Consider the following 26,151-nt stretch of genomic DNA (forward strand, 5'->3'; position numbering starts at 1 on the left):
CCTCTATCTCCTATCTTCTTTCAGCCAGCCCATTTTGTACATGATTCTGGCCAGACCAATGGTTCCAAACACGCAGATCAGCATCGGCGCATATCCGCCGCCAAAGGGCAGAATTCCAAATATTCCCCGAATCTGGGCCAGGCGCACCGCGGCCGCAAGCGCGACGGCAGCCGCCCCCAGCCTGGGATGGTTCATCAGCTGCTGGGCTAAAAGCGCTCCGAACAGAGCCGGAAGCAGCATGGGCAGCGCGGCCACCACCGGGTCCGGCAGCGCGCTCAGAATCCATTTTCCCATAAAAATCATGACCGTCATCACCAGAATGCTGATGAACATGGAGGTCGCCACGCCGATGCTGGACATGATTCCTCCCTCCGGCGTTCCCTGTTCCACCCCCGCCCCATCCTGGGCCATCAGGGCCGCCGGCACCCGAATCTGCTTGGAATTGCCCGAGATGCAGATCAGGTATAATCCGGGAGTTCCCAGAATCGGGAAAACGGAAAGTGGCTCCGACAGATACACCGCAAAACTGGCGGAGAGAATGGCAATGATCCCGTTGACCGTGGCGTCAAGGGGCATTTTCGCCCCATAAACCACCAGCAGGGCGATGGTGGGAAGATAAATCAGCGGCAGCAGGACCCAGCACACGATCTTGCCCCATTTTACGATATACGGCATATAGCTGTGATTGTAGACGTCGGATCGATCCATAACCAAACACCTCCCTCTCTAGTGAACCGCCATGCTGGCGATCATTCCCGCAATTATGGCAATGGACAAGGCCCAATCCTTCAGCCAGCGCTTCTTCCACCGCCTGGCCGCCAGCTGGATGAGAATCATCAGCGCGCCTGCGCTCACAGCGGCCACCGTACCCGGCCCAAAGGGCGTGGCCCGCTCCAGCACCAGGTTGCTGTAGCAGCCCAGCACGCAGCAGGCTCCCACAATGGGGATCATGGCCTTGCTTCCCCCGGCCATGACCTGGTTCACCTTGTCCATCTTGTCGCTGAACAGCGCGCCGAAAAGAATCCAGCCCAGACAGCCCGTGGTCATCACCACGGTGGCCACGCAGAGGTAGTCCACGCTCATCTGGGAGGTGCCGATTTTGATGTGCATGGCGTCCGCCGCAAAGCTGGCCCCCATGATCTCATAACCCACCCCGCCGATCACATTGACCCTTAGCCAGGCAATGGGGCTGCCCGTGATCACCATCAGGGATAGCATGGAGGAGAGCATCACCAGGCAGGGGCCGACGGAGGCGATGGAAGCTCCCCGGATTCCCTTGCGTATCTGTTCCCTGGTCAGCCCCATCCTGGCCCCGTCCTTTAAACTCCTCCTCAGGAATATTCCCGCCGCCGCGCAGACCCACAGCACCCCCGGCGCGCAGGCCAGCCACAGGACGATCCCGTTGGCAATCTTACCGTACTCTTGCGTCACTTCCCATTTCCCCCTTTTTACAACGTTTCCATTTTATATTTCCTCAAAATCAAGTTCCGATTCCCGGATCACGGCCTCCGCCTTCTCCCTGCCGAACAGGGCGCAGTATTCTTCCAGGGCCTGGCACACGATCCGGTCCGATCCCTCCTGCCCCAGCTCCAGCGCATACCCCCGCCCCATGGCGGAAACCGTGTGTCCGCAGTGGTACAGGAAATCCTTCACCGCGACCTGGCGCTTGGATTGTTTTAAGGCCCCGTCCGCTCTCAGCGCCTCCTCGTTTTCATAACACAGCCCCGGCCACTCAAAATCGCAGCCCGGCCCTCCCAGGGACTGGGCGCTGTGAATGATCAGCTCGTTCCCGGGATTGAACGCTTTCACCATGGTCTTGTCCACGTAGGTGCAATAGATTTCTCCATATTTTTCCAAATGATATTGTTTCCAGGTCTCATTCCACACGCAGTAGGTGCCGTTCATCCGGTAATTCGGCGACAGCTGAAGCGTTTCCACCTTCATCCGCTTCTGCTCGTCCGCCCACTCCGTGTAAATCCGGTATACGGCAGGCGTCAGAGGGTACCCGTCCCTGGACGCCCGCTTTGCCATTCTCCGGCCTCGCTCGGATGCGTAAAGAACCGTGGCCCTGGCGCTGGCTTTCATCCCACGCTCCCCGTACAGCTGGTCCGCGGCCCTGGCCAGCAAACCGTAGATCACCGCGTGATCGTCAATGTAAAACTGTTTCGCTATGGCTTCCCGTTCGATCATGTGCTGCTCCTCCTTTTCCTTTTACCGGCGCATGATGCCCAGCAGAATATTCATCAGCGGTATCGACAGCACCGCCACGCCGATGGTGCTGGCGATCAAAAGCGAATGCCTGCGCTTGTCCGTGCCGCTGACCACCACCACTCTCACGTACTGGCTGACCAGCCCGCCCATAAGCACCAGGGCCGGGAACATAACCGTCACCTGGACGTCCGTCAGCACCCCCTGGGTGTACAGGGCCACCGCGGTGGCCACGCCGCCAGGTTTGCTCATCAGCGCCGCCACCAGCGCGGTGATCGCCACCCCCGGCAGGGAGAACAGTCCCATCACCGGCGAGAACACCCGCTCCAACAGAATCATAGCCCCGGACGCCTTCAACATATACATCAGGGCATAGGCCAGAACCAGGGCGGTCAGCATGGAGCGGATTCCCATATTCCACCCTTTAAAGGCCCCTTCCATAAAGATTTCCACAAACGATTTTTTTGCCGTATTTTCTGCTTCCACGATTCATTCCTCCTTGTTTTGCCTTCTCATCGGTTACGCAGCGCGCTGGTCCCGGTTCTCCCCGTCCGACGAGGGCCTGCGCTTCACCGCCAGACGGACCAGATTGCCGTTGACAAATTTCATGAGCAGCAGAATCCCCATGATGAACATGGGAGAGACCACCAGCATGGGCGCCATGGCCAGCAGCGTCACCGTCGCCACGATCATGCCGGAGGCGGCAAACTGGAATCCCACAAAAATAGTCCGTTCGTCCTGGGTCAGATATCCCCGGTCGTAGAGGTCCGCCGTCATCACCGCACCGCCGTCGGAGCTGTTCAGGGACGATACCAGCGTCAGGCCCGCAGTCCCCGGTATGCCCAAAAGCGGTTTCAGAATGGGTGTAAACAATACCTTGGCAGCCAGAAGCGCCCGGTACTTGGTGGCCAGCTCCACAATCCCCATGGCCAGCATCAGAAGGGGCAGCTGGGCGAAAGCGACCATGAAGCCGTCCTTGGCTCCCACGCCTCCCACTCCCTGAAAGTTTCCTTCCGCTCCCTTTACCACGCCGAAGGCCCCCATCATATTGTTGAAATCCAGGGCTTTCAGCACAGGCACATCCTTCAGTGCCCCCGAAAATACCATGATAAACAGAATCAGGGCCACAAAGCCGCTGATTCCTGGCCGCTGTGTGTCCGTTCCCCCGGGCCGGACCGTTTGTTCTCTCGTCTTCACGATTCTTGATTCCTCCTTTGATTTTGCCGTCTCACCGGCGTTTCTGGAAGAATCATACTGCATGTTCCGGGCAAAAGCTGTAAAGTTTTTCGCATTTCCGCCGGATTTCAAAAATCCCCGCCGGACATTTTTGCCCGGAGGGGATTCAAACATATATAAACGCCGTCAGAGCTGTTCCAGCCGCCGCCTCAGCGCAGAGGGGTAAAAATAGATATCCCTGCCGTCGATCTCAAGGAGCTTCTCATTCTGCAGCTCGTTGAGCACCTGTCCCACCCGCTCCCGGGTGGAGCCCACAATACTGGCAATCTCCTGGCGGGAAAATACGATGTTCACCGGAATTTCGTACTCCTTCGCCTCGTCCTCGCTGGCCGCCTCCAGAAGCAGGCGCAGAATGCGCCCCTCAATGGTCTGGGCCACCTGGTGGATCATCTGGGCAAATGCCGTTTTCATTTTCCGCGTCTGCATCTGGATCAGAGCCATCAGCATATCGCTGTCCCACTGGTAGACCGTCTCCTTGGGCGCCACCGCCACAATCGCAGAGGTGCGGCAGCGCATCGTGTGATGTTCCATGTAGCCGTTTAAACCGGTCAGGCCAACCAGAACTCCCCGCTGGCAGATGGAGGTGATCTTCTGCCTTCCGCTCTCATTCTCGAAGTAGGATTCCACCGATCCCTTCAGAACCAGGTACAAATAATCCACCGGCTCTCCCTGCCGGATCAGAATGTCGCCCTTTTTCAGGAAACGGATCTCCGCCGTCTGCAGAAATTTCTCAATAAATTTCTCGTGGCCCAGAAGCCAGTCCGCCGTCATATAAGTAAACTGCCCGTCATCCATCGGTTCTCACCTCCTGTCCGCCCAGCCGGAGCATTTCCAGCTGAGTCCGGGAAAGTAAAGACCGGGACGCCAGACGGCCGATCAGGTTGGACACCTGCACTCTGGAGAGTCCCGCCATATCGGCCAGGAGCTGATGGCTCACCCGTTTGAGCCCATACTCCCCGGAGAGGGCTCCCGACGCTTCCAAATCCTCCAGTATTTTCAATAGGTGTTCCTCCGTAGACAGAAACACCTGTTCCCGCAGCTGCCGGTACACGCCCTGCATCTTGTAGGTCTGGCACATTGCCACCGGCAGCAGCATCTCCGGCGGCCAGGCCCGGACTGCCTGCCGGTGGACTCTGGCGGTTCTCACCCTGGTGAGGCAGCGCAGGTTCACCATGCAGACCTCCTCGTCCAGGCACGACACTCCCAGCAGGCTCATTCCAGTGTACAGCATATTGATCTTCTTCCTGCCGTCCTCCAGTATCACGCTGTTTTCCACCACGCCGTCCAGAAGCAGATACAGGCAGGCCGCAGGATCTCCCTGGCGGCACAGATAGGTCCCCGCCGGCTGCTCCCTTACCGCCGCTTCGTCAAGGAAGCGCTGCGCAAATTTTTCCTGTCCTTCAAGTGTGCCATTGCAGACATAACTCCACCGTTCTTCCATTCTTTATCCCCCGCCTGTCAGTCCGTTTTCCGGTCATTCATCTCTGTATTTACAGGATTTTCGTCATCTTTCATCATACCCGGGGACCGGACTTTTTTCAACTATTTCTTAATCCCCCCTGGCTGAACCGGACACCGTTCCGGTGGATTTAAAAAATATTTTAAAATGCTGTTGACAAATCTGATTCTCCATGATAATATATACAAGGTTCGCGAGAGCGACCAAATGAAACAAGCTGCTGTGGCTCAGTCGGTAGAGCGTCGCATTGGTAGTGCGGAGGTCACGGGTCCGATTCCCGTCAGCAGCTTTTAAAAAACCCTTGATTGCTCAAGGGTTTTTTTGTGTCTATCACCGTCTATGTTCTCTTTTTCCACTCCCAGCAGCGAAACCACAGATCCATCTGAATCTGATTTCCAACCCGTTTGACACAAAGCAGATTAGCCATGGCCATCAGCTTCAACAGCGCGTCGGACTCGTCGCACGCGATCAGCCCGTCCTTTGCCAGGATTCGGATGGAGGCGGAACCCCCTGTTTCCCTGACGCCGGTTTTGGCTTCGCCCGCAAGCTCGCGCCGCAGCCGCCGGTACAGGCTTATAACCGCCCGCCTGCGCTCCGGGACGGAAATCCGGTCGTTTGCCCGGGCAAATTCCTCCATTTTTCTCATCAGACTTTGAAAACCTTCTTTTGACATAAAACCCTCACCTCTCTATTTAATAACTTACTATATTGTAACTTACTATACAGTGAATTACTAGATATTTTTTTCTTGGCTATAATTTTATCAGAGAGGCGGTGCGCAAATGGGATACTTACACTTGAATATAGAGAAACAGCTGGCGGAAAAGGATATCAGCAAAAATGCTCTGTGCAGCTTCCTGGATATCCCAAGGGCCAACTTCAACCGCTATTGCCGGGATGAATTTCAGAGAATCGACGCCAATCTGATCTGCAAATTGTGCGCGTTTTTCGGATGCACGGCCGGCGATTTGATCGAATTCGTGGAGGAAGAGTCCGACAAGGCGCTCTACTATAAGAATCTTAAAAAGTTCAAAACGTGATTGCTTCGGGGATTGGCGGCGGCCAATCCCTTTTTGAATGTGATGGGCCGGCGCAGCCTAAGGGCCATTGTTCATGCAGTGCGCCGCCTGGGGGCAAAACTTGTTTTCTCCCCCGCGACTTTCCCGCCGCCCCCTGTCATATACTGTACAAACGCTCATTTAAAAGGAATTCAAATGTCCGATCTGTTAAACGATTATGAGAACAACGGCTTTTTCCATGAGACGCCGGCGGCCTATCTGGATGATACCGGCGCCATGCCGGGGATGGCCGTTCCCTATTCCGGAACCGGCCTGACGCGCCTGTTAAACGCCGCATCCACCCCATTTCCCGTCAATCTTGCCCTGGACCGCGTCCCGCGGGTCGCAGGTTCCATTTTCTCCAGCCTGACCGACTATGATGCGGTGCCTGCGGGTTCCCACCGCGTCAGGCTGACGCAGGAGTCCCCCTCCAACGCCCTTCTGTTGGAGAAGGAGCTCACTTTCCCACCGGACGCCCACTCCACCGCAGTGCTGGTGGACTCCGCCGGTCAGGGCGTGGATCTTCTGCAGTTTATCGACCAGTCCTGTGCGCCGGATACCAGGGATCAGGCCTGCCTGCGCACCGTGAACGTCAGTATGGAGGACTCCTCCTTTGCGCTCCACACCGCCGACGGAATCCCACTGCACCAGCAGATCCCCTTCGGCGCGGCCACCCCCTACCGCACGCTGCCGCCCGGCCCCTACAGCTTCTATGTGACCGAGGACTCCGGCTATGAGTGGCTCTCCGGCCCCATCGCCACCGCCTCCCTCACGGTACAGCCGGGCCAGAGCTACACCCTGTATCTGCTGGGCAACACCTGGTCACCCTACGGGTTCCGCATCATACCGGTAAAGGATGCATAAGCCTCCGCAGCGTTCCCCCGCCACGCTTCTCCCCATAGAAAAAGAGCTCCTGTCCGGAGCTCTTCTCTGCTAAAAAATCCCCTCGAAGCTTTCCCGCAGCGTGTCGCAGGACTTGTTCATTTTCTCCATTTCCTCGTCGGTCAGGGACAGGGGTAATACCTTCTGGATGCCGTTCTGATTGATGATGCAGGGCGCGCCCACAAACACATCTCGCTGGCCGAAATCGCCGCGCAGCATGGCCGAAACGGTGAGCACGCTGTGCTCGTCTCCCAGAATCGCCTTGGTGATCCGGGTTAAGGCCATACCGATGCCGTAGTAGGTGGCGTTCTTGGCCTCTATGATCTTGTAGGCCGCGGTGCGCACCTCCTCCTCGATCTGATCCAGGCGTTCCCGGCAGACCGCGTCGTTCTCGCCGCACAGCTCCAGTATGGGCTTGGTAGCCAACAGCGCCTGGCTCCAGGGCGCAAACTCTGAATCGCCATGCTCGCCCATGACGTAGGCGTGCACGTTTCTGGGATCCACCTTCAGGTATTCGCCCAGGAGATAACGCAGGCGCGCCGTGTCCAGGGCCGTACCGCTGCCCAGCACCCGCCTGGGGTTAAACCCGGACAGCACGCAGGTGATCCTGGTCATGATATCCACCGGGTTGGTTGCCACCAGGAATATCCCGTTAAAGCCTGATGAGGTTACCGGATCGATGATGGAGCGGAACACCTGCGCGTTGCGCTTCAACAGGTCCAGACGGGTCTCCCCCGGCTTCTGGGCCACTCCGGCGCAGATCACCACGATGTCCGCATCCGCGCAGTCGCTGTACTCCCCCGCGTAGATCGTCATGCTGGCGTTGGCGAAGGCCAGGCCGTGGTTCAAGTCCATGGCTTCCCCGATTGCCCGCGTCTTGTTCACGTCGATCAGCACCAGCTCGTCGCAAACCGACTGGTTCAACAGACTGTAGGCGTAGCTCATACCTACCATACCGGTGCCCACGATTACCACTTTCCGCTTGTCTACTCTCATTCTTCCACTCACTTTCCCAGGAAGCGGCTCAGATCCCGGGCCGTTTGCCCGCATTTACGCTCCCCGATGCTTACAGTGTTCAGGTTGCTCCATTTCTCCTCATTATATGCAGCCCCGGCGCGCCGGGCCATAAGTTTTAGCGTCTAACGGTCCAGCTTTTTCGCCATCAGCTCGCTGTTGCTGCTGTAGGCGATGGCGTTTTCGCGGGAAATAGCGCCCTTACGGTACAGGCTGATGATGCTGTTGTCCATGGAAATCATACCCTCGCCCTGGGAGGTGGCGATCACGCCGTCGATCTGGTGAATCTTGGATTCCCGGATCATGTTGCGGATGGCGTTGTTCAAAAACATCACCTCAAACGCAGGCTGCACGCCGCCGTCCAGGGTGGGGATCAGCTGCTGGGAGATCACCGCGTCCAGCACCATGGAGAGCTGGGTGCGGATCTGCTGCTGCTGGCTGGGCGGAAATGCGTCGATCACGCGGTCGATGGTGTTGGCCGCGCCGATGGTGTGCAGGGTGGACAGGATCAGATGGCCCGTCTCCGCCGCCGTCATAGCCGTGCTGATGGTCTCATGGTCCCGCATCTCCCCCAGAAGGATCACGTCCGGCGCCTGGCGCAGGGAAGCGCGCAGGCCGGTCAGATAGCTGTCCGTGTCCGTGACGATCTCGCGCTGGGTCACAACGCTCATTTTATGCCGGTGAAGATACTCGATGGGGTCCTCCAGGGTAATCACATGGGCGTTTCTCGTCCGGTTGATCTCGTCGATGATGCAGGCCAGGGTAGTGCTCTTTCCGCTTCCCGCGGGACCGGTCACCAGCACCATTCCCTTGGTCATCCTGGCCACGTCGATGATCATTTTCGGCAGGTGCAGGGCTTCCGGATCGGGCAGCTCAAAACGCACCACTCGGATGATCCCGGCCAGAGACCCCCTCTGCCGGAAAATATTGGCGCGGAACCGCGAAACGCCGGGAATGGCAAAGGAGAAATCGTCGTCCCCATGTTCCCGCACCTTGGCCATATCGCGGTTCTTCGCCAGCTCGTAAATCTGCGTGATCATGCGGTCCATCTCCTCCGGCATGATCTTTTCCTGGCCCTGGTAAATGATCCGGCCGCCGATTTTGTAGGAAAACGGCATGCCGGGTACCAGGAAAATGTCCGCCGCATCCTGCTCCACCGCCGTTGTCAGCAATTCCTTTACATTCATGGTTCTAGTCTGCTCCTTTTACATCAAATTTTGCATATCCCCGCGCCAATACCGGTACCGCAACCAGCGCCGGGTGGATGATCAAACGCCTGTTAAGCCCCGGAACTCCCGTCCCACACCGGCATCGAATTGTCGATCTCATACTGGCCGCTGTCGTACACGTACCAGGAATGGATCTGATAGCGCATACCCTCGCCGCAGACCAGCGTCAGCTCAATGCGCAGGGACTGCCCCCGCTCCATGGGAATGTCCGCGACCACCATTCCCTCGTCCTGATGGTAAATGTCTCCCAGACGCGCCTTGACGGAATCGCTGGCTGAGGACGAGTCGTCGGAATGTCCCATCTCCTCCTGCAGCACCGCGTCCACCTGGCGCACCCACTCCTGCCCCTTGCTGTCCGCCTCATAGTAGGCGCTCACCGCCTCCGCCTGTCGCTCCGCCAGACTCAAGTCGCCTTTAGCGCTGCTCAGGGAGAGCAGCCCGAAGGTGGCCAGGCAGAGCACGATAAAGATCAGCACCAGGGAAGCCGCTCCGATATTCACTTTTCCTCCGCCCGATTCCCTCGCCATCTGTCAAATCCCACCTTTTCTCTGTTATGGTTTGATATACTGATCCGCGTTCAACGCGTACAGCACCGTTCCCTTGTCCCGCGCTCCATAGCGCATGATCACGATCTGCGTCATCTGCATGTGGTCCACCGTGCCGCAGAGCACCTGTGCGGCGTAGGCGGTCTCTTTTCCGGCCGCCGCCAGCGCCCCGGCGTCCGGGTAGCGGTTCCAGTCCTCGTCCCACACCGGCGCATAGCTGTAAAAATCCTCAGCCTGGGAAATCAGCTCCCGGCGCGCTCTCTGCCCGTCGTTTTCCCATTGGGCCAGAAATCCGCTGAAATCCCGGTCCGGCATGGGCAGGCCGTCTCCCAGTGTTTCCACCTGGCCCGCCTTAATCTCCTCGGCCAGAGTCTCCGCCGCCAGCACCGCCTGGTTGATATCCCTGGCCCTGCGGCTGGTAGAATCAGCCTTGACAAACACGGTCACGCACAGGGCCGCGCATATGATAAAAAATCCGCTCACCAGAATCATTTCCATCAGAAACGGCCCGGAGCCGGATCCACGCCTACCACTCATTTTCCCAGACACCTCCGCTTCTACTACAATATATTTATGGTTAATATCCCTTACAGCCAGTAAGGAATTATCCATCTTGTTGCTTAAGCTGTTACAATGTTGGAGCAATCGGTATATCGGCTTCCTTTCTTGGACTTCGCGTCCGTATTTGAGACTGATAACCAGCTCCTCATTTGCAGCGTTCGTTTTATGCAGGTTGAACTGCCTTTGGTACGTTCGTGTCACACCACAGTAGATTGAATAGGCAATGAGTAAAACTGGTACTTATCTATTGCAATATTCTTTAGGAGTGACAAATTTATGAACATGAACGCTGTTGGTATTGATGTTTCCAAAGGGAAAAGTATGGTCGCCATTCTACGACCTTATGGAGAAATCGTTTCTTCTCCCTTTGAAATCAAGCACACTTCCAGTAACATCCAATCCTTAATTGCGCAGATCCGATCAATCGATGGTGAATCACGCATCGTTATGGAACATACTGGCCGTTACTACGAACCACTGGCTCGTGAGCTTTCTCTGGCAGGTCTTTTTGTAACTGCCGTAAATCCTAAGCTCATTAAAGATTTTGGAGCTCATTCCCTCCGCAAAGTAAAATCTGATAAAGCTGACTCTGTAAAAATAGCTCGTTACACCCTTGACAGTTGGACGGAATTGAAACAGTATAGTCTTATGGACGAACTACGCAATCAATTAAAGACCATGAACCGTCAGTTTGGCTTCTACATGAAACACAAAACAGCTATGAAGAATAACCTCATCGGTATCCTCGATCAGACTTACCCTGGTGTTAATACTTACTTTGATAGCCCTGCCCGTGAGGACGGCAGCCAGAAGTGGGTTGATTTTGCTACTACATACTGGCATGTGGACTGTGTTCGTAAACTTTCATTAAATGCATTTGTCGACCATTATCAGAAGTGGTGCAAACGCAGGAAGTACAACTTCAGCAAAGACAAGGCTGAAGAAATCTATGGGGCCGCAAAGGAGCTTGTTCCTATACTTCCAAAAGATGATCTAACCAAGCTGATCGTGAAACAGTCCATAGAACAATTAAACACTGCTTCCAGAACCGTGGAAGAACTCCGTACCCTGATGAATGACACAGCCGCCAAGCTGCCTGAATATCCCGTTGTTATGGGGATGAAGGGTGTTGGCCCGTCTCTTGGTCCTCAGCTTATGGCTGAAATCGGAGATGTCACACGCTTTACCCACAAGGGCGCTATCACTGCATTTGCTGGTGTAGACCCAGGTGTCAATGAATCCGGAACCTATGAACAAAAAAGCGTTCCAACCTCCAAACGCGGCTCATCTTCCCTCCGAAAAACCTTATTTCAGGTCATGGACTGTCTCATCAAAACAAAACCGCAGGACGACCCTGTATATGCGTTTATTGATAAGAAACGTGCTCAGGGAAAGCCTTACTATGTCTACATGACTGCAGGCGCTAATAAGTTTCTGCGTATCTATTACGGAAGGGTAAAAGAATATCTAATGTCTCTTCCAGAATAGAGAATACCGCATCCTTTCAGACCAGCGGATAACGGTGGTCTATTTGTTGTACCTGAAATTTAATCAACAATAAATCTTGAAAATTTCTCATTTTCCTATTGACTTTTTATATGCAGGCTCAAATACAGCCTCAGGCTGCCTCCGCCCTCTCCCAGAGTGCGGATGGTCAGAAGACGGTCCGAGAGGGACACTTGAAGTCCCGAGCACTCCAGAATATCCAGGCCGTCCTTCAACCCCAGGCCGCTCTCCGGGTTGGAGAACAGTTCCCTCACCCAGCCGTCCTGATAGTAAATCCAGGTCTCATAGCGGGTATCGTTCAGATCCTGGCCCAGGACCAGCACCGGCACGCCGTCTATTTCCCGCACCTCCACCATGCCCTCCCGGTCGCCCTGGCGCACCTTGTTGGCGATGTAGCTGAGGGCCGTGGTTCCGGTGAAATTCCGGTTGCTGCGCGCCGTGATGTTCTCGTACACCCGGCTGCCGATGAGCACGGTAAAAAGGGCGCACAGGACGAACACCAGGAACAGCAGGCCGGTGAAAAGCACGTTCATTTTGTTGCTTCTTCTCGCCGCCGTCCGGTTCATCTGCGCGCCTCCTCTTCCTCAATGGGATTGATGACAATCTCCGGCATCACATTGGATGCGAAGCCGTTGTAAAATACATTGTAGCGGTCCCGGTCAATGCGGACCCCGTAATTCTCCTCCAGATACTCCACGCTGGGCGGATAGCGCCCCTCGATGGCGTAACACTGGACCGAAGCCCTGGTCACCGCCCGGCGCAGGGATTCCTCCCCCTTTTGCCCGGCCTTCCCCGCAAAGGAGAGCGCGCCTACCGCAAATACGCCCACAAGGAGCAGAAGGGCCGCTGCGGATAGCAGGTAGCCCTTCGTCTGGCTTTTTCTTCGTCTGCTTCTTCTGTCAACTCTCATCTATAACGTCCTCATCCGATCGCGGCCAGCACGCCCACAAGGGGCAGCATCACCGACAGGAGCACCAGGCCCACGGAGACGGCCAGCACCGCCACAATGGTGGGCTCAAACCGGGCCAGCATGTTGTCCATGGACTGGTCCGCCGCCTGCTCGAAGTCCTCGGATATCTCCTCCATCACCGCGTCCAGACGGCCACTGCGGCTTCCCACCTTGATCATCTGCACGTAGAAGCCGGAAAACAGCCCGGTATCCTTCATCGCCTGGTAATAGCTGGCTCCGGTCTCCAGAGTCCGGCCGCACTTCTCAATCTGCGCGGCCACCTTGCCGTTGTCCACCAGCTCGCCCGCCAGCTCCAGCCCCTTCTCAAACTCCATGCCGCTCTTCAACGTGAGCGCCAGCACGGAGGTGAACCGGCGGTTTGCAATGGCAAGGGCGATGCGGCTGTGACATTTTACATAATTTACCATCTTGTCCACCAGGGAAATCCGGTGTCCGAACCGGGACGCAGCCCAGATTCCGAACACGGCCAGAGCGATCACCGCGGCCGCGATCAGAGCGACGCCGCTGAACAGGCCGCCCAGCCGGATGGCCGACCTGGCCGCCGGGGACATTTTCGCGCCCAGCTGCTCGTATACCTGGTCAAAGACTGGCATCACCTTCGAGAACAGCACGAACAGCACCACCAGCAGCATAACTACCATCATGATGGGGTAGGTCAGCGCGTTCTTCACATTGACCAGCAGCCGGTACTCCTTCTCATAGTAGTCTGAAAGGGACTTCATCATCTGGTCCAGGGTGCCGGACTGCTGGCCCAATTTGGCCATGCGCACCACATAGAGGGGAAATGTACCCGCGTCCTCCAGCACTTTGAAGAACGGGTCTCCCAGCTCCGCGCCCTCGGCCATGTAGAGTAAAAGCTGTTTCTCGTCCTCGCAGCCCGCGTCCTCGGCCATAATGGCCAGGCCCTCGTCCAGAGGCACGGCTGCCTCCAGCAGAAGGCCAATCTGCAGGCAGAAGGCCGACAGCTCCTGATAGGAATATTGGTAAGGTTTTTCTGGCTTTTTCATACTCGCCCCGATGTCCTCCTGATCGTCAATAACTGTACTTGCCCTGATAGTTGGAGCCATTGCCGATGTACTTCATGATCTCCTCGCTCTGGTTCCCGTTTGATGCAAAGGTGGGGTCCATGAGCTTCCAGTCGTGGCCGTCGAAATAGATCACATTGTCCACCCAGCCCTGTCCGTCCAGATACACGTTGATCCAGGCGTGGTACAGGTTCCCGGTGTAGCCCACCACCAGCTTGGTGGGAATATCCTGGGAGCGCAGCATGGCTGTCATCAGGGCCGCGTAGTCGAAGCAGATTCCCTTTTTCTGGGCCAGCACCACGTCCACGTTGGGCAGGTAGCCGGACTGGACGGAGGCCGCCTTGGCCGTGTCGTAGGTGATGTTGGTGATCACATAGTTGTAGATGTCCGCAACCACGGCCACCTGATCAGCGGACCCGGCGCAGACCGCTGCTCCGGTTTGAACCGCGGCGCTGGCCGCGTTGAAGTTCACGTACTGGTTGGGGTACAGGAACGGACCGAACTCGTTGGTGATGTTGGCGTTTACATCCTGGCTGAAGGCCTGGGAATACTGGTTGCCCGAGACATTTTCAAAGACCTTCACCTGGTAGGAGCCGCTGCCCTCGGACAATGGAAACACCTCGTACACGCCGCTGTTGTTCAGATCGTATGTATAGGTGGTGGACCCGCTCTTGGTGATCTGCACCTTGATCTTGGGGTTGCTGCCCAGGTATTTGAGCATAATGTAGCCCTCGCCCATGTTGGAGGCGTCTAACAGCGCCAGGTTGTTCTCGTAGGTCACGGTACCGGAGGCGATGGGCGTGCGCACATAGCTGCCCGCCGGCTTGCTGTAGAGCGGAACCGCCTGGTCCTCGATGACGATGGGCTGGACGGCATCCGCGAGAGGCTGGGGATCGGCGAGGGGTGACCCCGCGGGGGATGGGGCAGCGGATGACTCCACGGCGGCGCCGGCGCCCGGGACGGTACCCGCGCTGCAGCCGGTGGAACCGGCGGCAAGCGCGAGGGCGGTTATGGGTATTAAAATGGCTTTTTTCTTCATAAAACCATTGCTCCTTTACTGAGGGTTGGAGAGGTAGTTGGGGGGAAAATGGGGGTGAGGTTACCTATTGCTGGGGTTCGCTGGCCGTACTAAGGAATCCAGCGGGCTTTGCCTGGTACCCCTGATGTTGAGATTGCTGGAATTCGCTGGCCGTCCTAAGGAATCCACCAGGCTTTGCCTGGTACCCCTTAGGACAAAGGGTACCCCCTAGGACAAACGTTGTCTCACGATCTCATAAGCCAGAACGCCCGCCGCGACCGATGCATTCAACGAATCAATATCCCCCTTCATCGGAATGGAGGCGACCATGTCGCAGTGCTCTTTCACCAGCTTGCCGACGCCTTCGCCTTCATTTCCTACCACCAGGCCGATGGGGCCTTTTAAGTTCAGGCGGTACATGAGTTCGCCGCCCATGTCCGCGCACACAAACCACATTCCCTTTTTCTTCAAGTCCTCCATGGTGGCGGTCAGGTTGGTGACCTTGGCCACCGGGGTGTAGTTCAGGGCACCGGCCGAGGTCTTGGCCACCGTGGCGGTCAGGCCCACGGCCCTGCGCTTGGGGATGATCACCCCGTGCGCTCCGGCCAGGTTGGCGGTGCGGATAATCGCGCCCAGGTTGTGGGGATCCTCGATGCCGTCCAGCAGAATCAGAAACGGCGGTTCGCCCTTCTCCTCGGCCAGCTTTAACAGATCCTCCACCTCGGCGTACTCGTAGGCCGCCGCGTAGGCGATCACGCCCTGGTGCTTGCCGGTCTCCGATATCTGGTCCAGGCGCTCTTTTGCCACAAAATTCACGATGGTGTCGTGCTTTTTCGCCTCCCGCACAATGGTGCGCACCGGGCCGTCCTGGCAGCCGTCCAGCACGAACAGCTTGTCAATGGTCTTTCCGGCGCGGTAGGCCTCCAGCACCGCGTTGCGGCCCTCTATGGTCAATTCTTCGTATCTCATCCTTCTGTTTCTCCTTTTTCATCCCACGGCTCCAAAAGCCCGGCCTTAACCAGACCGCGGCTCACAAGCTCCACCAGCCTGGCGTACTGCTCCGTGAGGAACAGCCAGCCCACAAGAGCCTCCAGGCCCGTGGCCATGCGGTAATCGATCATGGTGGCGTGTTTCGCCATAGTGGCGGATTTGGCGTTGCGGCCCCGTTTGTAAGCCGCCAGTTCCTCCTCCGTCAGCTCCTCCTGCAGGGCCTTTATCAACTGGGCCTGGGCCGAGGCTTTCACCAGGGCGGCGCTGTGCTTGTGCATCTTGTTCACCTGCATGCTGCCGTGGTTGATCACCTTGGAGCGGATCATCAGCTCGTACACCGCGTCCCCGATGTAGGCCAGAACCAGCGGCGAGTAAGTCCGCACGTCCACCGGCTCCAGCCCCATGCTTTTCTTATAATACTCCAGAAAATCCGAAAATGTTACACTCTCTTCCACTTTACGCCCTCTCTGGTGTCCTCCAGCACGATTCCCATATCCAGCAGTTTCCCGCGGATCTCGTCGGCCAGGGCGAAGTTCTTCTCCTTGCGCGCCTGCTGTCTGGCGGCGATCAGCTCCTCCACCTGGGAGTCCAGGGTCTCGGCCTTGCGCTCAGTGATGATGCCCAACACGTCGCACAGCTCCTGGATCATATCCTTTAAATAGGAGACATAGCGTGCGGTGCTGTCCGCATCCGCCGTGGAGTTGGCCAGCTTCACCAGCTCAAATACAGCGGAAATGGCGTCGGCGGTGTTGAAATCGTCGTCCATGGCGGCCTCGTATTTCCCGCGCAGGGCGTCGGCCTGAGCCATGCTGTTCTGCTCATCGCAGGTTTCCGCGTTGCCGCTTGCTTTGCTTTCCAGATCCCGCAGCTTCTCCATGCAGGTGATGATGCGCTCCAGGCCGTTCTTGGAGGCCTCCATCAGATCCGCGCTGAAATTCAAGGGGCTGCGGTAGTGGGCGCTGAGCATAAAGAAACGCAGCACCTGGAGATCGTACTTCTCCCCGATCTCCCGCACGGTAAAGAAATTGCCCAGGGATTTGGACATTTTCCGGTTGTCGATATTCAAAAATGCATTGTGCATCCAGTAGGTGGCAAAGGGCTTATCGTTGGCGGATTCGCTCTGGGCGATCTCGTTCTCGTGGTGTGGGAAAATCAGGTCCTCGCCGCCTGCGTGGATGTCGATCTGTTCTCCCAGATATTTCTTGGACATCACCGAGCACTCGATGTGCCAGCCCGGACGGCCCTGGCACCAGGGAGACTCCCAGAAGGGTTCCCCGTCCTTTTTCGGCTTCCACAGCACGAAATCCGCCGGGTCCTCCTTGCCCTCCTCGCCGGTGACCTTGATCTCGCGGAAACCGGACTGAAGGTCCTCCAGGTTCTTGTGGGACAGCTTGCCGTATTCCTTAAAGGAACCGGTGCGGAAATACACGGTGCCGTCGGCCGCCGCGTAGGCGTGGCCCTTCTCAATCAGGGTCCCGATCATGTCCAGCATGCCGCAGATCTCCTCCGTGGCCAGGGGATGGACGGTGGCGGGCTTTACATTCATGGAAGCCATGTCCTTCTTGCACTCCTCGATATAGCGCTTGGAAATGGTATCCGCGTCCACGCCCTCCTCGATGGCCTTCTTAATGATCTTGTCGTCCACGTCCGTGAAATTGGACACGTACTGAACCTCGTAACCCTTGTACTCAAAATAGCGGCGCACGGTGTCAAACACGATCATGGGCCTGGCGTTTCCAATGTGGATGAAATTGTACACCGTGGGTCCGCACACGTACATCTTCACAACCCCCGGAGTCAACGGAACAAACTCTTCTTTCCTTCTGCTCAGCGTGTTAAATATTTTCATACTCTTACTCTCCTCGGTTTTTACATTTCCGCCCCGTCGTTCTTCTGGCAGCCGCCACAGCCGCCGCAGCCGGTTTGAATCATTCTATTATCATAGCAGTAATCAGCCACTTCCGTCAATAAGGTAATTGCCTGTGACGCAATGCCCTCGCCGCTGCCCGTAAAGCCCAGTCCCTCCTCGGTGGTAGCCTTCACGCTGACCCGTCCCGTGTCCAAATGCAGGGCCTCTGCGATATTCTTCGCCATCTGCGGGCGGTAGGCCGCCAGCTTGGGCCGCTGGGCGATAATGGTGGCGTCGATGTTCTCCACCACATATCCTTTTTCCTCCAGCAGCGCTCCCACGTGCTTTAACAGTTCTATGCTGGAAATCCCTTTATATGCCGGGTCCGTGTCGGGAAAATGCTGCCCGATGTCCCCAAGGGCCGCGGCCCCCAAAAGCGCGTCCATCACCGCGTGGACCAGCACGTCCGCGTCCGAGTGGCCCAAAAGCCCCTTCTCATAGGGAATCTCCACGCCTCCCAGGATCAGCCTGCGCTCCCCCACCATGCGGTGTACGTCGTATCCTTGTCCAATTCTCATAATCTGTCCGATTCCTTTCCATTCTGATCAATCATATTCTGCCGTGTTCGTTTCACCGGCCAGGGCCGGTTCTGTATCCGCCGTATGGATTGTACCGGCCCGCCGGCCGCGCAAACGTCCCATTCCGTTCCGTAAGCGCCCGCAGACCATTGCATACAATCAGACAACGGGCGCCCCGCCGGAACATCTCCCTGTCCCGGCGCCGGCCCCCGCGCTGTAAACTTATCCCGGCGCTGCGGTGCGCAGCGCCAAACATTATCCCACAATCCGAATCTTTCTTGCAATGCACCCCAACTGCAAATCCGACTGGATCCCGCAGCTCTCCCCGTCCGCATGGACCGGAAGTCCCCGCTCCGTGTGGATGAAAAGCTCCCCGCACTCGTAAGTTCTCACTCCCTTGCGCCTGCCGTGATTGCCGGTCAGGGACTCCAGAAGAATGGGCACCAGCTTGCGCCTGGCCGCGTGGCTGACCACGCACACGGAAAGCTTTCCGTCGCTGCAGTTCGCCCTGGGCGCCAGCTTGAATCCGCCTCCCTCAAAGGGCTGTATATGACAGGAAATGAACGCGATGTGGTTGAACTCCACCTTTTTCACCCCGTCCAGTATGATATAGCCCTTACAGGGCTTGCATTTAAATAACTGGCGGATGCCGGATATCAAATAGGAAAGCCGTCCCAGGCCCACGCGCCGAAGCCGCTGCCTGAGCTTGGACTCCAACAGATCGTGACAGACCGCAGCGTCGAAGCCAATGCCCGCGCTGACCAGAAACCGCCTGTGGCTGACCTCCTGGGTGCCGTAGGTGAGAATGCCGTAATCCAGCATCCGGTAATGCCGCGGTGTCAGCAGGCGCTTCAGAGCCTTCACCGGATTCCCCGGGAGCTTTAAGCTCCTGGCCAGGTCATTGCCGGAACCGGCGGGAATATATCCCAGGGTCAGAGGGCCGCAAAAAACCAGGCCGTCCAGGACCTCGTTCATCGTCCCATCCCCGCCCACCGCCACGATCACCTGCGGTTCCCGGTTGCCATCCGTCAGTTCCCTGGCAATATTCCGGGCGTCGCCCCTGCCAGCTGTAAGATAGGCTTCATATTCCACTTGATGCTTTTCCAGATAAATGGCGACGGCCCGCCAGAGCCTGCCGCCTTTTCCGCATCCGGCATTGGGATTCACAATAAAATAGTACATGAAACCCTCCCATATTTATTCTTTCCTTAGTATATCATATAATAGTTGAAAACACTAAGAAAATTTCTATAAAAAAATGGAATAAAAAGTATTGACAATTAAAACAATATGGGATATACTGTTCAAGCAGTCGCGAGTGAGACAAGCGCGGCAGCGGATGAGGGGTCTTAGCTCAGCTGGGAGAGCATCTGCCTTACAAGCAGAGGGTCATAGGTTCGAGCCCTATAGGCCCCATCCAAAAACCTAATATGGCGGAATAGCTCAGTTGGCTAGAGCACACGGTTCATACCCGTGGTGTCGAGAGTTCAAATCTCCCTTCCGCTACTTAAAAACCCCTGGAAGCTTGATCGATCGAGTGTTTCAGGGTTTTTTTTAATAATTTTTATATTTACACATCTCCAGCCTGTTCCCCATAAATGATTTAAATAAAAAAGAACACCCATAATCTGAATGTTCTTATTTTCCCATTATTTTCCACTCACTAATCTTTTCACCTCTGCAAAGTCAATCTCAAGATCATCATAGATGCTTGCCTTTACCTTGTCCGTAAAATGATAAATAACAGGAGCTGCATCATGCTCCATATCATAGACAGTTATACTTTCCCGCATCGGATCCACGATCCAATATTCACGCACTCCCGCCGCCCTATAGATTGAAATTTTGGTGTAATAATCCATGCGTTTGCTGGTTGGCGAAACAATCTCTATGATCCAGTCAGGCCCCCCATGACATCCTTTCTCATCCAATTTACCTTTATCACAAATCACCGAAATATCCGGTTCAAGATATATTTTGATATCTTCCCCTTCCAGTTCCGGATATACAGAAAATGGCGCTGGAAACACTTCACATTTTCCATCTTTATTCCGGATATACAAATTAATTTCTGTGTTTAGATAATTCAGCACTCTCTGGTGTGTCGTGCTTGGTGGTGCCATATAATAGATCTGTCCATCAATCAATTCCGCCCGTTCTCCATCTGGCAGAGCATAGATATCTTCTATTGTATAGGTTTTCTGGTTTGGTAATGGCATAATTCTACCTCCCTATCTGCTTATTCCCCTGTTTATAATCTTCCTCTCTCATCTATTAACAATAGTATAACCCATTTATCGCTGGTTTTCCAGTATCAAGCGACAAGCGTTTGTCGATTCTCTTTATTTGAGAACGGGTCAGAGCACCCAAATCTCCTATCCCTCACCCCGTCTCATTCTTCAGCGAAATCACAATCGACGTCCCCCCGAACCGGCTGCTGCGGACCACCATTTTCCCTTCATTTGCACGGACAATCTCCCCGCAGAGCACCAGTCCGCCCCTGGGGTTGTCCATGTCCTCTCCGCTCAGCGCCCGGGGCGCGATGCCGCAGCCCCGGTCTGCAATTTCCAGGCGGCAGTAGCCTTCATCCCCGGTCAGATTGACCGAAACCTGAGATTCAGGCGGCGTGTGGACCAGGGCATTGTTCAGCACATTGGCCACAGCCAGCTTCATAAGCTCTGCATCGGCCCGCACAAACATGGGCGCTGCGGGGCTCATCCACACAATCCGCTCCCCGCAGCACAGCTTGTAGGGGCCGATTGCCGCGGCTGCCAGTTCCACGAAGTCGGTTTTCTCCCGTCTGACCTTCAGGCCGTCCGTTTCCAGCAGACCCGCCTGAAGGTGGTTAGCCGCGCGGTTATGCAGCGTCTCCAGCTTCAGCGCCAGCCCGGAGAGGGCCCTGCGCCTGCCGTCTCTGTCCGCCTCCCCGGATTGTAAAAGCCGCTCTGCAGACTCCGCCGCCTGCCGGAGCGGCTCGCCGAAATCGCGGAGAAAGGACCGGGCGGCGGCATCCGGACCGGCCGCATCCGGTTTCTCCGCCGTCCGTCCCGAACACCTGGGAACCATCCGCTCCTTCTCCACCGCCATGGCCATCTCCGACAGCACGGTATTGATAAATACCATGTGCCCACCGTCGATTTCCCGTCCCTCCGTGTAAACGCCGATCACGCCCAGACATGCGTCCCGGTTGCGGATCGGCAGATACACCCAGCCCGAATCTCCGAAAAAGCTGGTATTGGCCCCGCAGACCGTATTGTTGATAAAACACCAGTCGGCCGGCGTGTCGTTGTCCATCACGCTCTCGTCCGGGAACTGGGCCTTGATATAATAGGGCGCGCCCAACTTTCCCGGGCCCTGGGCGATATAGACCCGGCAGCGCTCGCCCGCTGCCTGATACAGGCTTTTCAGGCAGTAGTACACAATATTGTCCATGCCGGTCAGCGTCAGGTAACCGCTGCTGATTTCCAGCAACGCCTTCATGCGCTTTTCATTCTGCCGTGACAGTTCCACCTGTTCCTGAAGCCACGACAGCAGCAGCCCCGTTATGGCGGAGACCGCGAGAAAAATCGCCATCATGATCACATAGTTTGGATCCGCCACACGCAGCGTAAACCGGGGTTCGGTGAAGAGAAAGTTAAAGGTGATAATACACACGATGGTATAGAGTCCGCCCCACACAAAGGCCCGCAGCTCAATCATCATCACGATCACGCTGATCAGATAGACCAGAATAATGTTTTCCACCCTCAGGCCCACCGCAAACAGCCCCACCGCAAACAGCGTGGCCAGGCAGTAAATAGCCAGAGCGGTCCCTGTTTTCCGAGCCGGTGTTCCGGCAAATCTCTCATTATCCCACATAAGACCCAAATCCCCTTTTTCTGTTCTTATATCCGCCTTTCACCTCCCGCCCGAACTGGACGGCGGCCACAAACACCACATAAAGTTCAAGGCGTCCCACAAACATACCGATGATTTCCGCCCACAGCACCACCGGCGGGGCATCGGCTGCGGTAATGCCCACGGACAGCCCCACCGTTCCCAACGCCGACGAGAATTCGAACATGGAGTCGCCGATGCCGTAACCGCAGGCGCACAGCACCAGGGTTCCCGCCGTAAACACCGCCATATAAAGCAGAATAAACTCCAGATTTTCCAGACGGCTCTCCGGTGTCAGATACTCATACCCGTCCAGTTTGCGCAGGGCGTCCGCGTGTATCGTGCGTTTCTGGGTGATTCGCGCCCTCAGACTCCAGCAAAGACTTTTTAACGCAATGCAGACCCTGATCTGTTTGATTCCGCCCGCAGTGGATCCGGTGCCGCCGCCGATCAGCATGAGAAGCGTCATCAGCAGAATCAGCGGGCTGCTCCAGACGGCAAAACTGGGAACTGTCTGAAATCCCGTGGTGGTCAACGCCGTGGCAGCCTGGAAAATGCCGTCCCGAAGCCCCTGCCCCACCCCGCCCGCAAATCCGCCGAGAACCAGAAACACCGCCAACACCGGCGTAAACAGGGCGCAGACAAAGAGCTGGAACTTCACCTCGCAGTATTGAAAAAAATTCCCGAACTTTCCCCGGATCAGGTAGAGGTGCGCCAAAAAATTCGTGCAGCCCAGCAGCATCAGCACGATGGTTACCGCCTCGATTGCAGCGCTGTTGTAGTAGCCGATGCTCTCCGCCCTGGTGGAAAATCCCCCGGTGGACAGTGCCGCGATGGAATGATTCAGCGCGTCAAACCAATCCATGCCGAACACCATATACAGGAACGTGCCGGAAAGTATGTAACCGGTATAGATTGCAATGATCATGCGGGCTGACTTCACCAGGTTCGGCAGAAGCCGGTCCGAATGGCCTTCCGCGCTGTAGAGCCGCATCCCGTGCCGGTCGGACAGCACCGAAACCATTACCAGCACCAGTCCCACGCCTCCGAAAAACAGCATGATGCTCCTGAATATCAGAAAAATCCGCGGACATTGCTCCACATCCACAACGCTGAGCCCGGTGGTGCTCCACCCACTGGTGCATTCAAATACCGCCTGGGTCAGGTTGTACTGTCCGGTCATCTGAAAGGGAATTGCGCAGAACAGGATTGCCAGAATCCAGGAACACACCACGATCAGCGCATCCTGGCGTCCGCAGAGGCGCAGCTTTTCCCTTCCCCGTATCAGCAGGTAGAACAGATACCCGGCCAATACCGCTCCCACCCCCGGGACCAGAAAGCAGCTGGCCCAAACTGCTTCCCCGGGATATGCGGCCAGCACCAGCAGGGGCAGCAGAATGATTCCTCCGATCAGCATCAGCACCACGCCCAGATAACCGGCGATCAGACGCCACCCGCTGACCTCGCTCCTGAAGCTCCCCCTCATTCATCCCGCTCCCTTCCCATAATGGCTGCAATCACCTGGCTCTGCCTCTGAGGCGTGGACAGCACCAAAAGCTTGTCGTTGGCCTGGATGGAGGTCTGTCCCCTGGGCACGATGATCCTTGCCCCGCGGATGATGCAGCAGATGATCGTCTCCTCGCCCAGCTCGATCTCGCAGAGCCGCTTGCCCGTCACCGGACTCGCCTGGCCGATCATCAGCTCGTTCATCACCACATTTCCCTGGTCGAGAGGCAGGCTGTTCACCAGGTTTTCCACCGTGGACATCTGCTCGATATAGGCCGCGATCATGTAGGCCGCGCTGATCGCGGTGTTGACGCCAAGGCGCTTGAATATTTCCACGCTCTTGGGATTGCTGACAACCGCCACGGTTTTGCGGACCCGGTAGACCCGCTTGGCAGTCTGGCAGATTGCCAGATTGTCGGCATCCTCCGGTTTCAGCGCAATTATGATATCGCTGTCCCCGATATCCGCCTCGTCCAATACATACAGCTTGCAGGGATCCCCGCAGATCACCGGTATCTTGTGCTGCTGGCTCAGATACGCGCAGTAATCCGCATCGTCGTTGATCACCACCAGCTTGTGCTTCTTTCCCAGAAGCAGGCGGATCAGGTAATCCGCTTTCGATTTGCCTCCCGCAATTACAATCTTCACTGCGCCTCCCCCCTTCCGTCAGAATACAATGGAGCTCAGCTCCTTGAACGCCTCAACGCTCAGGCGCGCCGGATAAATGGCCTTGATATTCAAGCCGCTGATCAGATGCTCCTTGTCCGTGTCGTTCAGCCTGGCAAATACCTCGTCCACGTCGTAGATACGCCTGGCCATCTGCGCCACCATGCAGTTCACGTTGTCGTCGTCCGTGGCCGCGGCCAGAATGACGGCCCGCCGGATCCCCGCCTCCTCCAGCACGTCCGGATCCGTTACATTTCCCACAATCTGGAAACCGCTGAAGTTAGCCGGAAGCTTGCGGAACGCGTCTACATGTTTGTCGATCACAATCACGTCGTCGCCCAGCTCCGAAATTTCTCCCGCCAGCCCGGCTCCGAAACGGCTGCAGCCGGCGATCATAATCGTTCTGCGTTTTGTCCACATAAGCTCCGCCTCCCATTCTGTGACAGACAATGATAAAGTAAGACTCATTATATCGGCGCAGAATTGATAATGCAATTATCTTTACAGCATTTTTATGGCCCCGGGCAGAATCCCTCCATTTCCTTTATAGAGCTGTCCGGGAAACGCAAAATCAGCCCATGGACACGCGAATCCGCATATCCATGGACTGATCCGATTTTCTGCCGTTCCGAGGCTTACCCCCGCTTCTCCTCCTCCGTCCGCAGCAGCCCCAGCTGTATGGTCGCGCAGGTGGAGATCAAAATCCCAAATATATAGAACGAATACTTGATCACGCTGAGGGGCGACACCCCCGCCAGCTCCGTCACGATCAGCATACCGCCGTCGTGGGGCATCACCGCCAGGAATGCGCAGGCGAAAATGTCCACCAGGCTGGCCAGGCGTTTGGGCGCGATCCTGTATTTGCCGCCGATCTCCTTGGCCATGGGGCAGGTGACGATGATGCCGATGGTATTGTTCACCATAGCCGCGGAGAGCAGGCCGGACATCAGGCCGATGCCGTACTCCGCCTGCCTGCGGTTTTTGATCCGGGCGGTGATTGCGCCCACCAGCCACTCCGCTCCGCCGTAATACCGCACCAGGCCGATGATGCCGGAGATCATGGCCGCCACCATGCTGATGCTGAACATGTCGCTCATTCCGTCGCCCACCGCCTGAATCCAGGTGAAAAATCCCACCGTTCCCTGGGCCAGTCCGATGACTCCGGTCAGCAGGATTCCCAGAAACAGCACCACGGCTACGTTTAAGCCCATCACAGCGGTGACCAGCACGGCCACATAGGGCAGCACCTGAATCACGTCAAAGGGACCTGCCTGGATCGCGCCCTGGCCGCCTCCGCCCACAATCCCGTAGAGAACCAGGGCCACCAGGGCCGCCGGAAGCGCGATAAAGAAATTCATGCGGAATTTGTCCCGCATCTCAGACCCGCAGCCCTGGGCCGCGGAGATGGTAGTGTCGGAAATCATGGACAGGTTGTCCCCGAAATAGGCTCCGCCGATCACCGCGGCGCTGACCGCAGCCAGATTGAGCCCGGCTCCCTGGGCCACGCCGATGGCCACCGGAGCCATGGCGGCGATGGTGCCCATGGAGGTGCCGATGGCGGTGGAGATCAGGCAGCACATCAGGAACACGCCTGGGATCAGCACCGAAACCGGAAGAACGCTCAGGCTCAGATTGATCACCGATTCCTTTCCCCCCATGGCGGCGGCCGCTCCCTGGAAGCCTCCCGCCATCAAATAGATCAGGATCGTCATCATTACGCCGGAATTGCCCATGCCCTGGCAGAATACGTCCAGCTTTTCGCTGATTTTGATCTCCGGAGCCAAAAGCAGCGCCACGCCGATTCCCACCAGAATCGCCACATGGCGCGGAAACATCCCGAAGGGGCTCTCCGCTCCCATCAGGGTAAAGGTGATACCGCAGCCCACATAAATGACCAGAAACACAACCAGGGGCAAAAATGCCATGGCACCATATTTTCTTCGACTGTCATCCATACTCATTTTCCTCTCAGGCG

Annotated in this window: 30 protein-coding genes and 3 tRNA genes; 6 read left to right on the forward strand and 27 right to left on the reverse strand. The window is 56.6% G+C overall.

The features are described 5' to 3' along the window. Window positions 1–3: 3 nt before the first annotated feature. The 7 genes from ACK2JC_RS06385 to ACK2JC_RS06415 all read right to left on the reverse strand — a co-directional run bounded on the left by ACK2JC_RS06385 (window position 4) and on the right by ACK2JC_RS06415 (window position 4,885). Entirely contained in the window at window positions 4–708 is a 705-nt protein-coding gene (locus ACK2JC_RS06385) for a hypothetical protein (protein WP_107435751.1), read from the reverse strand. Between the two features lie 18 nt (window positions 709–726). Then, window positions 727–1,431 carry a DUF5058 family protein gene (locus tag ACK2JC_RS06390; RefSeq protein WP_320937115.1) on the reverse strand — a complete coding sequence of 235 codons (705 nt, stop codon included), beginning with the start codon at window positions 1,429–1,431 and terminating at the stop codon, window positions 727–729. A gap of 33 nt (window positions 1,432–1,464) precedes the next feature. Beyond that, window positions 1,465–2,190 carry an L-2-amino-thiazoline-4-carboxylic acid hydrolase gene (locus ACK2JC_RS06395; protein ID WP_107435752.1) on the reverse strand — a complete coding sequence of 242 codons (726 nt, stop codon included), beginning with the start codon at window positions 2,188–2,190 and terminating at the stop codon, window positions 1,465–1,467. Between the two features lie 21 nt (window positions 2,191–2,211). Further along, entirely contained in the window at window positions 2,212–2,694 is a 483-nt protein-coding gene (locus tag ACK2JC_RS06400; protein WP_024737138.1) for a nucleoside recognition domain-containing protein, read from the reverse strand. Between the two features lie 33 nt (window positions 2,695–2,727). Continuing rightward, complete coding sequence (locus tag ACK2JC_RS06405) at window positions 2,728–3,405, reverse strand: hypothetical protein (protein WP_320937116.1); 678 nt, start codon at window positions 3,403–3,405, stop codon at window positions 2,728–2,730. Between the two features lie 165 nt (window positions 3,406–3,570). After that, window positions 3,571–4,239, reverse strand: a complete 669-nt coding sequence (locus tag ACK2JC_RS06410) for a Crp/Fnr family transcriptional regulator (protein WP_107435754.1) — start codon at window positions 4,237–4,239, stop codon at window positions 3,571–3,573. Further along, window positions 4,232–4,885, reverse strand: a complete 654-nt coding sequence (locus ACK2JC_RS06415) for a Crp/Fnr family transcriptional regulator (protein WP_107435755.1) — start codon at window positions 4,883–4,885, stop codon at window positions 4,232–4,234. The genes ACK2JC_RS06410 and ACK2JC_RS06415 overlap by 8 nt, the downstream gene beginning before the upstream one ends. Before the next feature lie 234 nt (window positions 4,886–5,119). On the opposite strand from ACK2JC_RS06415, the gene ACK2JC_RS06420 reads away from it, so the two are divergent. Then, a tRNA-Thr gene (locus ACK2JC_RS06420) sits at window positions 5,120–5,192 on the forward strand. Between the two features lie 48 nt (window positions 5,193–5,240). Here ACK2JC_RS06420 and ACK2JC_RS06425 read toward each other — a convergent pair. Beyond that, complete coding sequence (locus ACK2JC_RS06425; RefSeq protein WP_007709036.1) at window positions 5,241–5,576, reverse strand: hypothetical protein; 336 nt, start codon at window positions 5,574–5,576, stop codon at window positions 5,241–5,243. A 109-nt stretch (window positions 5,577–5,685) separates the two neighbouring features. On the opposite strand from ACK2JC_RS06425, the gene ACK2JC_RS06430 reads away from it, so the two are divergent. Together ACK2JC_RS06430 and ACK2JC_RS06435 are read left to right on the forward strand one after the other, a co-directional pair. After that, on the forward strand, window positions 5,686–5,943 hold the full coding sequence (locus ACK2JC_RS06430; protein ID WP_107435756.1) for a helix-turn-helix domain-containing protein: 258 nt from the start codon (window positions 5,686–5,688) through the stop codon (window positions 5,941–5,943). Between the two features lie 174 nt (window positions 5,944–6,117). Next, on the forward strand, window positions 6,118–6,825 hold the full coding sequence (locus ACK2JC_RS06435) for a DUF4397 domain-containing protein (RefSeq protein ID WP_166434593.1): 708 nt from the start codon (window positions 6,118–6,120) through the stop codon (window positions 6,823–6,825). Between the two features lie 69 nt (window positions 6,826–6,894). Here ACK2JC_RS06435 and ACK2JC_RS06440 read toward each other — a convergent pair whose 3' ends face one another. The 4 genes from ACK2JC_RS06440 to ACK2JC_RS06455 all read right to left on the reverse strand — a co-directional run bounded on the left by ACK2JC_RS06440 (window position 6,895) and on the right by ACK2JC_RS06455 (window position 10,168). Then, window positions 6,895–7,839 (reverse strand): L-lactate dehydrogenase, encoded by a 945-nt coding sequence (locus ACK2JC_RS06440; protein ID WP_320937117.1) that lies wholly within the window; start codon window positions 7,837–7,839, stop codon window positions 6,895–6,897. Window positions 7,840–7,982: 143 nt separating this feature from the next. Continuing rightward, window positions 7,983–9,044 (reverse strand): PilT/PilU family type 4a pilus ATPase, encoded by a 1,062-nt coding sequence (locus ACK2JC_RS06445; RefSeq protein WP_320937118.1) that lies wholly within the window; start codon window positions 9,042–9,044, stop codon window positions 7,983–7,985. A gap of 92 nt (window positions 9,045–9,136) precedes the next feature. Then, complete coding sequence (locus tag ACK2JC_RS06450; protein ID WP_227168353.1) at window positions 9,137–9,613, reverse strand: hypothetical protein; 477 nt, start codon at window positions 9,611–9,613, stop codon at window positions 9,137–9,139. 24 nt (window positions 9,614–9,637) lie between these two features. Beyond that, entirely contained in the window at window positions 9,638–10,168 is a 531-nt protein-coding gene (locus ACK2JC_RS06455) for a hypothetical protein (protein ID WP_320937119.1), read from the reverse strand. 306 nt (window positions 10,169–10,474) lie between these two features. Between ACK2JC_RS06455 and ACK2JC_RS06460 the strand changes: the two genes are divergently transcribed. Continuing rightward, window positions 10,475–11,680 carry an IS110 family transposase gene (locus tag ACK2JC_RS06460; RefSeq protein ID WP_368282939.1) on the forward strand — a complete coding sequence of 402 codons (1,206 nt, stop codon included), beginning with the start codon at window positions 10,475–10,477 and terminating at the stop codon, window positions 11,678–11,680. A gap of 95 nt (window positions 11,681–11,775) precedes the next feature. Here the strand turns inward: ACK2JC_RS06460 and ACK2JC_RS06465 are convergent, their stop codons facing one another. The 9 genes from ACK2JC_RS06465 to ACK2JC_RS06505 all read right to left on the reverse strand — a co-directional run bounded on the left by ACK2JC_RS06465 (window position 11,776) and on the right by ACK2JC_RS06505 (window position 19,310). Beyond that, window positions 11,776–12,264 carry a DUF4860 domain-containing protein gene (locus ACK2JC_RS06465; RefSeq protein ID WP_368272304.1) on the reverse strand — a complete coding sequence of 163 codons (489 nt, stop codon included), beginning with the start codon at window positions 12,262–12,264 and terminating at the stop codon, window positions 11,776–11,778. Then, the gene (locus tag ACK2JC_RS06470; protein WP_107435760.1) at window positions 12,261–12,608 is read right to left on the reverse strand and encodes a hypothetical protein; all 348 of its coding nucleotides are present in this window, start codon (window positions 12,606–12,608) and stop codon (window positions 12,261–12,263) included. Before ACK2JC_RS06470 ends, ACK2JC_RS06465 begins: the two co-directional genes overlap by 4 nt. Before the next feature lie 11 nt (window positions 12,609–12,619). After that, the gene (locus ACK2JC_RS06475; protein ID WP_320936271.1) at window positions 12,620–13,675 is read right to left on the reverse strand and encodes a type II secretion system F family protein; all 1,056 of its coding nucleotides are present in this window, start codon (window positions 13,673–13,675) and stop codon (window positions 12,620–12,622) included. 25 nt (window positions 13,676–13,700) lie between these two features. Continuing rightward, complete coding sequence (locus ACK2JC_RS06480) at window positions 13,701–14,732, reverse strand: transglutaminase-like domain-containing protein (RefSeq protein ID WP_320936270.1); 1,032 nt, start codon at window positions 14,730–14,732, stop codon at window positions 13,701–13,703. Between the two features lie 207 nt (window positions 14,733–14,939). Then, on the reverse strand, window positions 14,940–15,680 hold the full coding sequence (gene rlmB, locus ACK2JC_RS06485) for a 23S rRNA (guanosine(2251)-2'-O)-methyltransferase RlmB (RefSeq protein WP_092369801.1): 741 nt from the start codon (window positions 15,678–15,680) through the stop codon (window positions 14,940–14,942). Continuing rightward, window positions 15,677–16,156 carry a Mini-ribonuclease 3 gene (locus tag ACK2JC_RS06490; RefSeq protein ID WP_182481693.1) on the reverse strand — a complete coding sequence of 160 codons (480 nt, stop codon included), beginning with the start codon at window positions 16,154–16,156 and terminating at the stop codon, window positions 15,677–15,679. Before ACK2JC_RS06490 ends, rlmB begins: the two co-directional genes overlap by 4 nt. Beyond that, a complete protein-coding gene (gene cysS, locus ACK2JC_RS06495; protein WP_092369804.1) occupies window positions 16,141–17,550 on the reverse strand; it encodes a cysteine--tRNA ligase in 1,410 nt (469 codons plus the stop codon). Before cysS ends, ACK2JC_RS06490 begins: the two co-directional genes overlap by 16 nt. A 20-nt stretch (window positions 17,551–17,570) precedes the next feature. Beyond that, a complete protein-coding gene (gene ispF / locus ACK2JC_RS06500; protein WP_368272303.1) occupies window positions 17,571–18,128 on the reverse strand; it encodes a 2-C-methyl-D-erythritol 2,4-cyclodiphosphate synthase in 558 nt (185 codons plus the stop codon). A gap of 255 nt (window positions 18,129–18,383) precedes the next feature. Then, on the reverse strand, window positions 18,384–19,310 hold the full coding sequence (locus tag ACK2JC_RS06505) for a diacylglycerol/lipid kinase family protein (RefSeq protein ID WP_007709015.1): 927 nt from the start codon (window positions 19,308–19,310) through the stop codon (window positions 18,384–18,386). Between the two features lie 161 nt (window positions 19,311–19,471). Between ACK2JC_RS06505 and ACK2JC_RS06510 the strand changes: the two genes are divergently transcribed. Together ACK2JC_RS06510 and ACK2JC_RS06515 are read left to right on the forward strand one after the other, a co-directional pair. Then, a tRNA-Val gene (locus ACK2JC_RS06510) sits at window positions 19,472–19,544 on the forward strand. A 16-nt stretch (window positions 19,545–19,560) separates the two neighbouring features. Further along, window positions 19,561–19,634 (forward strand) — tRNA-Met (locus tag ACK2JC_RS06515). A 143-nt stretch (window positions 19,635–19,777) separates the two neighbouring features. Here the strand turns inward: ACK2JC_RS06515 and ACK2JC_RS06520 are convergent. The 6 genes from ACK2JC_RS06520 to ACK2JC_RS06545 all read right to left on the reverse strand — a co-directional run bounded on the left by ACK2JC_RS06520 (window position 19,778) and on the right by ACK2JC_RS06545 (window position 26,131). Then, the gene (locus tag ACK2JC_RS06520; protein ID WP_107435765.1) at window positions 19,778–20,347 is read right to left on the reverse strand and encodes a Uma2 family endonuclease; all 570 of its coding nucleotides are present in this window, start codon (window positions 20,345–20,347) and stop codon (window positions 19,778–19,780) included. Window positions 20,348–20,510: 163 nt separating this feature from the next. Continuing rightward, the gene (locus ACK2JC_RS06525) at window positions 20,511–21,986 is read right to left on the reverse strand and encodes a DUF4118 domain-containing protein (protein ID WP_320937867.1); all 1,476 of its coding nucleotides are present in this window, start codon (window positions 21,984–21,986) and stop codon (window positions 20,511–20,513) included. Next, on the reverse strand, window positions 21,976–23,490 hold the full coding sequence (locus ACK2JC_RS06530; RefSeq protein ID WP_320937866.1) for a TrkH family potassium uptake protein: 1,515 nt from the start codon (window positions 23,488–23,490) through the stop codon (window positions 21,976–21,978). The genes ACK2JC_RS06525 and ACK2JC_RS06530 overlap by 11 nt, the downstream gene beginning before the upstream one ends. Beyond that, the gene (locus ACK2JC_RS06535) at window positions 23,487–24,158 is read right to left on the reverse strand and encodes a potassium channel family protein (RefSeq protein ID WP_320937865.1); all 672 of its coding nucleotides are present in this window, start codon (window positions 24,156–24,158) and stop codon (window positions 23,487–23,489) included. The genes ACK2JC_RS06530 and ACK2JC_RS06535 overlap by 4 nt, the downstream gene beginning before the upstream one ends. Before the next feature lie 18 nt (window positions 24,159–24,176). Continuing rightward, window positions 24,177–24,596 carry a potassium channel family protein gene (locus tag ACK2JC_RS06540; RefSeq protein WP_320937864.1) on the reverse strand — a complete coding sequence of 140 codons (420 nt, stop codon included), beginning with the start codon at window positions 24,594–24,596 and terminating at the stop codon, window positions 24,177–24,179. 215 nt (window positions 24,597–24,811) lie between these two features. Beyond that, the gene (locus ACK2JC_RS06545) at window positions 24,812–26,131 is read right to left on the reverse strand and encodes a Na+/H+ antiporter NhaC family protein (protein WP_276951050.1); all 1,320 of its coding nucleotides are present in this window, start codon (window positions 26,129–26,131) and stop codon (window positions 24,812–24,814) included. Between the last annotated feature and the right edge of the window lie 20 nt (window positions 26,132–26,151).

The sequence above is a fragment of the Enterocloster lavalensis genome (assembly GCF_046603895.1).
GTDB lineage: Bacteria > Bacillota > Clostridia > Lachnospirales > Lachnospiraceae > Enterocloster > Enterocloster lavalensis.

What these genes read in the sequence shown, in the direction of transcription:
- ACK2JC_RS06450 (WP_227168353.1), bottom strand. Translation starts at nt 9,613, where the DNA reads ATGGCGAGGGAATCGGGCGGAGGAAAAGTGAATATCGGAGCGGCTTCC.
- ACK2JC_RS06415 (WP_107435755.1), bottom strand. Translation starts at nt 4,885, where the DNA reads ATGGAAGAACGGTGGAGTTATGTCTGCAATGGCACACTTGAAGGACAG.
- ACK2JC_RS06440 (WP_320937117.1), bottom strand. Translation starts at nt 7,839, where the DNA reads ATGAGAGTAGACAAGCGGAAAGTGGTAATCGTGGGCACCGGTATGGTA.
- ACK2JC_RS06540 (WP_320937864.1), bottom strand. Translation starts at nt 24,596, where the DNA reads ATGTGGACAAAACGCAGAACGATTATGATCGCCGGCTGCAGCCGTTTC.
- ACK2JC_RS06470 (WP_107435760.1), bottom strand. Translation starts at nt 12,608, where the DNA reads ATGAGAGTTGACAGAAGAAGCAGACGAAGAAAAAGCCAGACGAAGGGC.
- ACK2JC_RS06395 (WP_107435752.1), bottom strand. Translation starts at nt 2,190, where the DNA reads ATGATCGAACGGGAAGCCATAGCGAAACAGTTTTACATTGACGATCAC.
- ACK2JC_RS06385 (WP_107435751.1), bottom strand. Translation starts at nt 708, where the DNA reads ATGGATCGATCCGACGTCTACAATCACAGCTATATGCCGTATATCGTA.
- ACK2JC_RS06545 (WP_276951050.1), bottom strand. Translation starts at nt 26,131, where the DNA reads ATGGATGACAGTCGAAGAAAATATGGTGCCATGGCATTTTTGCCCCTG.
- ispF (WP_368272303.1), bottom strand. Translation starts at nt 18,128, where the DNA reads ATGAGAATTGGACAAGGATACGACGTACACCGCATGGTGGGGGAGCGC.
- ACK2JC_RS06425 (WP_007709036.1), bottom strand. Translation starts at nt 5,576, where the DNA reads ATGTCAAAAGAAGGTTTTCAAAGTCTGATGAGAAAAATGGAGGAATTT.
- ACK2JC_RS06460 (WP_368282939.1), top strand. Translation starts at nt 10,475, where the DNA reads ATGAACGCTGTTGGTATTGATGTTTCCAAAGGGAAAAGTATGGTCGCC.
- ACK2JC_RS06525 (WP_320937867.1), bottom strand. Translation starts at nt 21,986, where the DNA reads ATGTGGGATAATGAGAGATTTGCCGGAACACCGGCTCGGAAAACAGGG.
- cysS (WP_092369804.1), bottom strand. Translation starts at nt 17,550, where the DNA reads ATGAAAATATTTAACACGCTGAGCAGAAGGAAAGAAGAGTTTGTTCCG.
- ACK2JC_RS06465 (WP_368272304.1), bottom strand. Translation starts at nt 12,264, where the DNA reads ATGAACCGGACGGCGGCGAGAAGAAGCAACAAAATGAACGTGCTTTTC.
- ACK2JC_RS06480 (WP_320936270.1), bottom strand. Translation starts at nt 14,732, where the DNA reads ATGAAGAAAAAAGCCATTTTAATACCCATAACCGCCCTCGCGCTTGCC.
- ACK2JC_RS06530 (WP_320937866.1), bottom strand. Translation starts at nt 23,490, where the DNA reads ATGAGGGGGAGCTTCAGGAGCGAGGTCAGCGGGTGGCGTCTGATCGCC.
- rlmB (WP_092369801.1), bottom strand. Translation starts at nt 15,680, where the DNA reads ATGAGATACGAAGAATTGACCATAGAGGGCCGCAACGCGGTGCTGGAG.
- ACK2JC_RS06475 (WP_320936271.1), bottom strand. Translation starts at nt 13,675, where the DNA reads ATGAAAAAGCCAGAAAAACCTTACCAATATTCCTATCAGGAGCTGTCG.
- ACK2JC_RS06505 (WP_007709015.1), bottom strand. Translation starts at nt 19,310, where the DNA reads ATGTACTATTTTATTGTGAATCCCAATGCCGGATGCGGAAAAGGCGGC.
- ACK2JC_RS06430 (WP_107435756.1), top strand. Translation starts at nt 5,686, where the DNA reads ATGGGATACTTACACTTGAATATAGAGAAACAGCTGGCGGAAAAGGAT.
- ACK2JC_RS06435 (WP_166434593.1), top strand. Translation starts at nt 6,118, where the DNA reads ATGTCCGATCTGTTAAACGATTATGAGAACAACGGCTTTTTCCATGAG.
- ACK2JC_RS06455 (WP_320937119.1), bottom strand. Translation starts at nt 10,168, where the DNA reads ATGAGTGGTAGGCGTGGATCCGGCTCCGGGCCGTTTCTGATGGAAATG.
- ACK2JC_RS06445 (WP_320937118.1), bottom strand. Translation starts at nt 9,044, where the DNA reads ATGAATGTAAAGGAATTGCTGACAACGGCGGTGGAGCAGGATGCGGCG.
- ACK2JC_RS06520 (WP_107435765.1), bottom strand. Translation starts at nt 20,347, where the DNA reads ATGCCATTACCAAACCAGAAAACCTATACAATAGAAGATATCTATGCT.
- ACK2JC_RS06410 (WP_107435754.1), bottom strand. Translation starts at nt 4,239, where the DNA reads ATGGATGACGGGCAGTTTACTTATATGACGGCGGACTGGCTTCTGGGC.